The sequence below is a fragment of the Craurococcus roseus genome (assembly GCF_039523795.1).
Lineage (GTDB): Bacteria > Pseudomonadota > Alphaproteobacteria > Acetobacterales > Acetobacteraceae > Craurococcus > Craurococcus roseus.
The window spans coordinates 1-8,498 of sequence record NZ_BAAAFZ010000116.1; the positions used below are offsets into that span (position 1 = coordinate 1).

Sequence of the window (8,498 nt, forward strand, 5' to 3'; positions counted from 1 at the left end):
CCTCGTCGCGCCCGGCCGCGACCCGCTTGGCCGCGGTGTCCAGCAGGCGCCGGGCGTCCGGCTCCAGGGCGCGGCGGCCCGCGCGCACCGCCTCGGCCGCCCACTCCACGGCGTCTTTGCCCCGCTCGCGGGCGTCGCCCCGGGCCTTGGCGACGCCAGTCTCGGCCCGGGCCAGGGCCGCCTGCGCGCCGGCGCGGACCGCCTCGATGGCGGCGTGCGCGGCCCGGGCGTTGGACAGCACGGCGCCGCGGATGTGGTGGGCCACCGCGGTGGGCGTCGGCAGCGACAGGTGCGCCACCTCGTCCAGCAGGCCGCGATCCACCTCGTGGCCGATGCCCACCAGCACCGGCACCGGCATCAGGCACACCGCCCGCGCCAACTCGAAGCAGGCGAGGTGGGCGAGGTCGGCCGAGGCGCCCCCGCCCCGCACCAGCGCCACCGCGCAGAACCGCCCGCCGGCGCAGTCCTTGTAGACGGCGCGCAGCGCGCCGCGGATGGAGGCGGAGGCCGCGGCGGACTGGAACACGGCGTCGAGGTGCAGGATCTCCACCAGCCGGTGCTCGTGCAGCGGCCCGGCGACCCGCACGAAGTCGGCCCGGCCCGCCGCCCCCGCCGGGGCGATGACGCAGACCCGCAGGAAGTCCCGGACCGGGGGCAGCGCGCGCTGGCGGCCGTAGAAGCCGTTGTTCTTCAGCTCCTCGCGGATGGCCCGCACGCGCGCGGCGTGGTCTCCGAGGGAGAAGTTCAGGTCGATGTCGTCGGCCTCGAGGCCGAAGCCGAAGGCCGGCTGCAGCCTGGCGCGGACGTGGACCAGCACGCGGCTGCCCGCCTCGAGCGACAGCCCGGCCGCGGCGAAGGCGTCCGCGATCCGCCGCCACCTGCCCTGCCAGACCACGGCCCGGACCTTGGCCGCGATCGATCCCGCGGCGTCGGTCTCGACCAGTTCGAGCTCGGTCAGCTTGGCCTTCGCGGAGACCTTGTGCAGCTCGCACCTGACCCAGGCCGCCGGGACGCCCTTGATCGCCTCCTGCACGCCGAGCAGGAAGGCGCGGAGCGTCACCGCCTCGTTGGCCGGCGCGGCCGCTGCGGCTGCGGCCGTCCCCGGCGCCCATCGGGGCGGTCCCGTCGGCGGCGAATCGGCGTGCGAATCGAGGGCCATCGCCTTCCTCGGTAGAACACGCGACGCCCTTCGCGGAAGCCGGAACCGCGCCGGTCTGCGTCAGCTCTTCGGAGTCGCTGATTGAGATGCCCGGTTATCGCGCATCCGGACCGACGAAAGAGGGACGGCCCGAAACAGCCGGACCGTTCTGCCCTTACCTCCATTCATGGCTTCATGGGCTTCATGGGCTTCATGGGCTTTTCGGGAGTGGGTTTGGCCGAGGCAAACCCACTGCGCCCCGAAGAAAGAAGTGCCGGAATCAGACACTTACTGGTGGCCAGTGGGTTTGAGTGGATTTCCCCTATACCCCCACGGAAAACCGTCATTGGAGCATTGAGATAATGCGCCACGCTCAATGACAGTTCACTAGCAAGGAGCGCACAGACCCCACTTGGACCCACTCGAAGCCTGCCACGGTCCGGTAACCCATTGACCTGCAAGGCCAAGTGCAAAAAGCGAAGTGGGTTCGGTTGCCCAAACCCACTTGCCACTCTTCCCAGCGGCGCCGGCCGTTCAGCCCGGTTTGGGCTTCGGCTGCGGTTCGAGCCGCCATCGCATATGGCCGTCCAGCAGTCCCGCCTGGTTGAACCGGAATCCCTCCACCACCCTGCCGCGGTGCTGGCCAAGCCAGCGGCCGAGCGCGCGCGGGTTGATGATCCCGCCCCGCCCCGCGACGCCCAACAGCGCATTGCGCAGTTCCGGACAGGCCGGTTCCGACCGTCCGAGGCCCATGCTGTCCGCCGGCTGGCGCTGCGTGTTGGCCAGAGCGATCACGTCCTTCACGGGCCGCGCCTCAACGCCGATGGTGGCTTTCCACGCGGCCATCACATCGGACAGCGTTTCTAGGACAGGATCGGCGCGGCGTTGTTCCTCCATGGTGCCGCAGGGGTCCGCTTCCCCCAGCCACAGCAGCGCATCCCGCACCCAGCGGGACCACTCGGCGAAGGAACCGAGCGGATCGGCCTGCTTCGGGCGCCCCGCTACGTGAAAGGCCCGAAGCACGGTCAGCGCCGCCGCCACCAGCCGGGGCCGGTCGCGCTTCGCGTCCTCGACGGGTTCATTGACGAAGGCCCTCAGTTCCGGCCGTTCTACGCCGGCGTCCAGCCGGCACAGGATGGCACGGCGCGTCATGTCACCGGCCAGCACAAGGTTGTTGCCGGTGGCCGTGATGAAGCTGTTCGCCAGCACCTCCGGGGCCTTGGACGCGCCGAGGATGCGGACCCTGACGCGGGGCTGCGTCAGGGCTTGGCACAGGAACTCTCCGCCCAACGGCGCTTCGGCGTTGTCTACGGCGATGACGTTCTCGGCGGCCAGGAACATGGCCCCCAGCCGCTTTTCGAACTCTTCCGGCTTGGCGCTTTGGGCGATCACGGCGGCTTCCCGCCCGGTGACCATGACGGACGCCAGGTCGGCCAGCTTGCTTTTGCCGGTTCCTGCGGCCGGCGCGGTGAAGCCATGCAGTGGCGCGGTCCGCAGGCCGCGGCGGATCGTCGCCGTCAGGAGCGCGGACAAGGCCACGCTGCGGTCCGCGCCCGGCTTGCTGGCCTCTTGCCCCTCCACGAAGGGGAAGGTTCCGACCAGCCCTTTCAGCACGTCCAGCGCCGCCGTGGCGCCAACCTTGGTCGGCCGCTCGGGGATGGGCGGGAAGGCCACGCCGCACGGATCGAAGATCAGACCGGTGGCTGGGTCGTAGCCGGGGCGGTCCAGCACCGACCCGTCTTTTCTCAGCGTCGGCGCGGTGACCACGCCGGTTAGGACCGGCAACCGCCACCGCCCCACGCGGCCCTTGTAGACCTCCACCGCGAGCTTCGGCGCGTTCACCTCCCGCGCTTCCTTCGTCCGGCCGTCGAACTTCATCCAGCGCGCGACCTTCGTCATGGCCTCCAGCAGCGCGGCATCATCCAGCTCAATGACGTGCAACGCCTCGGCCTTTCGCTTACCCGACACCTCCACGCGCACGGTTCCGGTGCGCACGAGCATCGGGCCGCGCTGGAAGATGCCGAGGTCGGCCGCGATCAAGGCCGCTTCCGCCGCGTCCACCTCGGCGCTGATGTTGCCGCCCGCCATGTGGATTTCGGGCCGCCGGTCGCCGCCATCCGACCCGGCCCGGCCGGCTTCCTCACGGCCCCGGATGCCGACGCTGCCGTTGCCGTTGGCCTCGGCCTTGCCGCCGCCCTTCGCCTGCGGGCGGGGCTTCCTTGAGCCGCCATTCCAGCCGAGGGCTGCGGGCTGAATTCCAAGGGCTTCGCACAGCATCAACGCTGCGTCGGTCGGCGTCGCGGTTCCGCCCCACGTCATCACCACATCAATCGGTGTGAGGCTGGTTTCCGGCCCGAAGTCCCGTATTCCGGCAGGGTGCAACGAAAGGTCTTCTTCGTACGCGCGGCCGAGGTCCTTGGAGGTGACGCGCCAAGCGCCCGTGCCGTCCTGCTTCTTCGCCCGGGGGAACAGCGAGGGCACCCAGGCGTCGAGGTTCACCAACGCCGCCGTGTTGACGGCCCGAAAGAAGCCTTCGCCCTCCGCCGGCTGGTGGATGGTCGCCGCTTTCGGCGCTCGGCGCGGCACGGGCTGGGGTTCGCCTCGTTCCGCCGCTTCGCGTTCGGCCTTCGTCATGCCGCCGGCCTGCCGGAGCATGGTCTCGGCCACGCCGATGAACTCCTTCACGATGTCTTCCGCCACTGTCGGCAGGCCGGCGAGCGGGACCGCGTCCGGGCCGAGGTCCGGCCACTCGTATTCCTGCCCGGTGTCGGGGTGCACGCCGTAGGCGACGAACTGCTGCCCTTGCCCCAGCGCCTCGACCTGAACCTTCGTCACGTCCGGCAAGAACAATTCCGGGGTCCGGCGCTTCGCCATGGGCGCGGCGGCGCGGTAGCAGAGCAGCACCTTCGGCGCCCGGCCGATGCGGCGAAGCCTCGTTCCGCCGAGCATCGCTAGCGCCAGCGCCTCGAGGCGCGCCGCCAGCGCGGGCACCGGCACGTCGATGTCGACGCCCACCACGCGCCCGCACGCGATCCCCGTGTTGGTGTGTTGCTCGCCGCGGTAGGTGCGCGGGCCGCCGCTGTCCTGGTACGTGAACGTACCTTCCCAGCGGCGCAACTCGGCATCGTCCGCACGCTCCGCCGCTTCCCGCCAATGCGGCAGGAAGCTCGCTTTGCCGGCAGCAGGGACGGGCGCGTAGCCCTGTTGCAGCAACAGGCGCCGCAGCGCGGTGACGGCCCGCGGGAATCTCCGGCCGCTGCTGTCCAAGGACGCGCTCATGCCGCGTCCTCCGCCGTAGCCCCGCAGCGATGGGCGACGCGCTGCGCCACCTCCGCAGGCTCCTCGCGCCGACCCCCGGCGAACGGATAGATCTGCACTTCCAAGTCCGAGGCGAACCGGCGTTCCCACGACGAGAGAAAGCGCCAGCGCGCCAGCGCGTACCGGAGTTGCGCGACCGGATCGCCCGCGGGCCGTGGGGGGAGAGGAAGCGGAAGCGCGACCGGCGCGGGGCGGGTGGCCCGCTCCATGAGCTGCGCCCACGTCCAGCGCAGGACCTGCCGAAGATGGCAATCCGCCATCAAGGCAGCTGCGGAGCGCTCGCCCTCGTGCTCGGAGCCGAGACGGGCAAGCGGATCCGCGAGGCGCTTCCGATCACGGTCGATAACAATGGTAACGGCGCTCATCGGGGCGCCTCCCGCAGGTCCGCGTGCCGCTTGTGCAGGCACACGGGACCCGTTAGGGTCCGTGCCCTAGCCATTTTGCTTAGCCCGCCTTCGCCCCTGGTCCGGGCGGGGCGGGCTTTTCCTTTGCTAGGCGACGGGTCGGTGAGACGCGGGTGCCACGCGGACCGCGTGCCCACCATCACGCCTCAACGCCGTCGACCGGCGCTTCGGCAGGTTTGCCAATCGGCTTGGAAGGCCTTGGAAAACAATGGAGCGGCTCCAGGCCGTTTGCCGCTTTAAAGCTTTGAATTCATAAGGCTGAGGCAGTTCCCTCAGCTCCACCATCCCGCTTGAGCACCATACGGTCGTGGCTCGCTTCCCCGCGTCCTTTGAACGACAGCCCGCAGGCGCTTCTGGTTGGCACCTCCCGATCAAGCCGACGGCGCGCTGCTGGCCGACCCGGAGGCGACGTTCGGCCCGGAGGAGCTGCGGCGGACGGTCACCGTGCGCACCCCAGCAACGGGCGGATCTGCGCGACCCGCCGCTCGATGACGGCTGCGCGCCGCCGCAGGTGGGGGCTGGGCGCCGTGGCGGAGCGTTCGAGGGGGTTCGGCAGCACGGCCGCGAGCAGCGCGGCCTCGCGCGCGGACAGCGCCGAAGCGGGCTTGCCGAAGGAGGCCCGCGCCGCCGCCTCGGCGCCGTAGACGCCGGGGCCGAACTCGACGATGTTCAGGTAGACCTCCAGGACCCGGCGCTTGGGCCAGAGCAGGGCGAGTTGCGGCGTGAGCCACGCTTCCAGCGCCTTGCGGACCGGGTCGCGGCCCGGCCAGAGCAGCAGGTTCTTCGCCGTCTGCATGGTGATGGTGCTGGCCCCGCGCGGGCGCTCCCCGTCCCGCCAAGCCTCGACCTGGCCGCGCAGGGCCGCGAAGTCGAAGCCCAAGAGCTGCGCGCAGAACCGGTTGTCCTCCGCCGCGATGACGGCCTCGGCGAGCGCCGGGGCGACCTCCCCGTAGGCGACCCATTCCCGCCGGATCGCGTGGCCCTCGGCGAGGCGGATGAGCATCAACGGCGTCACCGGCGGGGGCAGGACGCGGAAGACGAGGATCAGCGCCGGCGGGCCGGCGACCAGGAGCACGGCGGCGAGCCCGACCAAGCGCCGGAGCCGCCCCCGACCCGGCGGGCTTGGCCCATCCTGCGCGGGCCGCCCCCCGGTCCGCACTAGGCCCTCGCTGCGCGGCCGCCGAGCGGCAGGTGAGTGGCGAAGGCTGACCTCCAGGCGGGTGGCGAGAACGCCCGAGCGGTGCCGGACGGAGGAAGCCGCGTCAAGGCGCCCCGGTTTCCGGGAAGGGTCGCGGTTGCCGCGCGTTTATCCGACGGCATGGGGCCGCCATGCCGACAAGCCGCGGCTGCGCGGAGGGCCAGCGAGCGCTGGCCGGCGGGCCTCCGGCCAACAGCGGCCCGTCGCGGCCACCCACGATGCCGGCTTGACCCGGGCCGTGGGCCCCGGGCGGGGCCGCCCATCCCCCGCCGCGGTTGCCGCTCCGGGCGGCGCACCAAAATGATGCCGAGCGATGTCCATCCTCAAGTTCGGGCTGCTCCTGTTCGCCCTGTTCTTCCTCCTGCCCCTGGGCGTTTCGGCAGCCCTCTACCATCGGGAGGGCACCGGCGCGGGCTGGCGCACCGCCGACCGCTCCAGCGCCGGCTTGCTGCCACCCCCGGCGCTGCATCCCGACGCCGTTGTGCGGGTCTTCGCGGCGCAGACGGTGCGCTGGCGGGGCATCTTCGCCGTCCACTGCTGGATCGTGTTCAAGCCGGAGGGCGCCGCGGCCTACACCCGCTACGATTACACCGCCTGGGGCGAGCCGATCCGCATGAACGGCTTCGAACCCGACGGGCGCTGGTTCGGGCGCGCGCCGGGGGCGGTGTTCGCCGCCGACGGCTCGGCCGCCGCGGCCCTCATCCCGCGGATGCGGACCGCCATCGCAGGCTACGCTTGGCGGAACCGGGGCGACTACCGCCCGTGGCCGGGCCCGAACTCCAACACCTTCGTCGCCGCCGTCCTGGACGCCGTGCCCGAGATCCGGATCTCCCTCCCCCCAACGGCCATCGGCAAGGACTACCCCTACGACGGCCGGTGGTTGCGCACGACGCCCTCCGGCACCGGGCTCCGGTTTACGCTAGGCGGCTACGCCGGCCTGACCGTCGGCTGGGTGGAGGGGGTCGAGGTGAACCTCCTCGGCGTGGTCGCGGGCTTCGACCTGCGCCGCCCCGCCATCAAGCTGCCGGGACTGGGCCGCCTCGGCATGGCGGGACCGGACGGTCCGTCGACGCCGCCCGCGTCGCCGACCATGCAGCCCACCTGAACATCCGCGGCGGGGCACGCCTGCGCGGGCTCCGCCAGCGCCCGCGCCGAACTTGCCGGCACGGGTTTGCACGACGCTTCCGGGCCATGCGGCACAGAGGGGCGCGAGCGCGGTGGCAGCACGACGGGGGCGACGCAGGCGGCAGCGACTGGCCGGGATATGCCGGTTGCGGCGAGTTCAGGGGCGGAGGAAGTCGCGGGGCCCGTCTTGGCTGCGGCGGAGGCGCCCGGCCGAGGCGAAGCTCTTGAAGCCGCGCGTGCATCGGGTGCGGCACTCGATGCCACGGTGGTCCGCCGCGGCGCCCGAGCCGGTGGTGCGCTTCGAGACGGGCCCGGACGAGCGATGCAGGCGGGTTGGGCGACCATCCGGCGGGTGTGAGCCGGCTCACCGCGCCAGCCCGCGTTTGGGCGCAGTTTCCCCTTGAGCCGAGCCGATCCCGGCATGGGATCGCAGGAGACGGGCCATGACGCGCGCCGCATTCTCCCCCTTCTTGGCCATCGCCCCGGCCGCCAGCGCGGCGCGGGACCGGGTCCGGACCCCGCCCGGCGGCGTCGTGGGCGGCTGCGGCTCCGCCATCTCCGGCGGCGGCGCCGGGACGGTCTGACGCCGGCGGCGCCGACCAGTCGCACCCACGAACAAACGCGCGGCGTCCCCGTGCGTATAACAGCTTACCTCCGGGCACAGGGAGGCGGCGCCCATGCCGACTGACGGTGAGCCGCCCAGCGCCTTGGTCGACCGCGTGTACGACGCGGCGGCGGGCTTCTGCGGTTGGGACGAGGTCTTGTCGGACCTCGCGCGGGCGCTCGGCGGAACCGCCGCGGTGCTCGGCGTGGTCGGGCCGAACTGCCCCGGCAGGGTCGTGCAGGTCGGCGTAGATCCCGCCTGCATGGCCCGCTACCTCGAACGCCACGCCGGGCGCAACGAGCTCGCGGCGCGCTCGGCTTCGCTCCCGGTCGGGAGCGTGGTCACCGACGAGGACCTGATGCCGAAGGCCGAGTTCCTGCGCACCGCCTTCCACGACGAGTGCCTGCGGCCGCAGGGCCTGCGCTCCATCATCAACCTGCGCGCCGCCCGGGGCGAGCGCGGCGCGCTGGCCAACGTCTGCGTGCTCCGCACGGTGCGCGAGGGCGGGTTCGGCGCCGAGGAGGTCGGGCTCCTGTCCCGGCTCGCGCCGCACCTGCGCCGCGCGGTCGCGGTCCACATCCGCCTCGCCGAGGCCGAAGGCGAGCGGGGCGCCCTGGCCGAGGCGCTCGAGCGCGTGCCGCGCGCCGCCTTCCTCGTGGACGGCGCCGCCGCCGTGCGCCACGCCAACGCCGCGGGCGCGGCGCTGCTGGC

General features: G+C 72.5%; 7 protein-coding genes. 3 read left to right on the top strand and 4 right to left on the bottom strand.

The features are described from left to right. From ABD067_RS25275 to mtgA, 4 genes are all read right to left on the bottom strand, one after another. The coding region (locus tag ABD067_RS25275; RefSeq protein WP_343898199.1) for an exodeoxyribonuclease VII large subunit at positions 1–1,060 on the bottom strand (1,060 nt) is incomplete at its 3' end. Positions 1,061–1,672: 612 nt separating this feature from the next. Beyond that, a complete protein-coding gene (locus ABD067_RS25280; RefSeq protein ID WP_343898200.1) occupies positions 1,673–4,417 on the bottom strand; it encodes a bifunctional DNA primase/polymerase in 2,745 nt (914 codons plus the stop codon). Beyond that, on the bottom strand, positions 4,414–4,821 hold the full coding sequence (locus tag ABD067_RS25285; RefSeq protein ID WP_343898201.1) for a hypothetical protein: 408 nt from the start codon (positions 4,819–4,821) through the stop codon (positions 4,414–4,416). Before ABD067_RS25285 ends, ABD067_RS25280 begins: the two co-directional genes overlap by 4 nt. Positions 4,822–5,299: 478 nt before the next feature. Continuing rightward, on the bottom strand, positions 5,300–5,953 hold the full coding sequence (gene mtgA, locus ABD067_RS25290) for a monofunctional biosynthetic peptidoglycan transglycosylase (protein ID WP_343898202.1): 654 nt from the start codon (positions 5,951–5,953) through the stop codon (positions 5,300–5,302). A 418-nt stretch (positions 5,954–6,371) separates the two neighbouring features. Between mtgA and ABD067_RS25295 the strand changes: the two genes are divergently transcribed. The 3 genes from ABD067_RS25295 to ABD067_RS25305 form a co-directional block, all read left to right on the top strand. Beyond that, the gene (locus ABD067_RS25295) at positions 6,372–7,163 is read left to right on the top strand and encodes a DUF3750 domain-containing protein (RefSeq protein WP_343898203.1); all 792 of its coding nucleotides are present in this window, start codon (positions 6,372–6,374) and stop codon (positions 7,161–7,163) included. A gap of 463 nt (positions 7,164–7,626) precedes the next feature. Further along, a complete protein-coding gene (locus ABD067_RS25300; RefSeq protein WP_343898204.1) occupies positions 7,627–7,767 on the top strand; it encodes a hypothetical protein in 141 nt (46 codons plus the stop codon). 93 nt (positions 7,768–7,860) lie between these two features. Beyond that, positions 7,861–8,498: hypothetical protein (locus ABD067_RS25305; RefSeq protein ID WP_343898205.1), on the top strand; the 638-nt coding region annotated here is incomplete at its 3' end.

Bases quoted from the DNA above. Each gene is read 5' to 3' on its own strand.
- ABD067_RS25295 (WP_343898203.1), top strand. From the start codon at position 6,372: ATGTCCATCCTCAAGTTCGGGCTGCTCCTGTTCGCCCTGTTCTTCCTC.
- ABD067_RS25285 (WP_343898201.1), bottom strand. From the start codon at position 4,821: ATGAGCGCCGTTACCATTGTTATCGACCGTGATCGGAAGCGCCTCGCG.
- ABD067_RS25300 (WP_343898204.1), top strand. From the start codon at position 7,627: ATGACGCGCGCCGCATTCTCCCCCTTCTTGGCCATCGCCCCGGCCGCC.
- ABD067_RS25280 (WP_343898200.1), bottom strand. From the start codon at position 4,417: ATGAGCGCGTCCTTGGACAGCAGCGGCCGGAGATTCCCGCGGGCCGTC.